The organism is Ochrobactrum sp. SFR4, from assembly GCF_019730395.1.
Classification (GTDB): domain Bacteria; phylum Pseudomonadota; class Alphaproteobacteria; order Rhizobiales; family Rhizobiaceae; genus Pseudochrobactrum.
In genome coordinates this window covers 1-239 of record NZ_JAAPBB010001324.1, presented here as the reverse complement: position 1 = coordinate 239, position 239 = coordinate 1, and the positions used below count along the sequence as shown (strand labels likewise).

Here is a 239-nt window from a genome sequence, read left to right as displayed (position 1 = left end):
ACATGGCTGTCGATGTCTTGCCGCCGGTATGCATCAAAAAGAACACCGACAAAACAAGGATCAGCCAGCCCGCAAGATGATAGCCTTTATCTTTCAGGTAGAGCCCGAAGAAGCCACTGACCAGCATGGCTGCAGAGGCGACATTCTTATGGGCAAAATGGCCGCGCCAGTTCCCTAACTGCTCGTCGCCCAATTCGGAACTGAACTGATGAATAGCCACTAACGGCTTGAACATTACA

1 pseudogene is annotated in these 239 nt (G+C 51.0%); it reads right to left on the bottom strand.

Annotation, left to right across the window (positions count from 1 at the left end):
- Positions 1-239 (bottom strand): annotated as a pseudogene (locus tag HBA93_RS23320) (O-antigen ligase family protein); the annotation flags it as partial.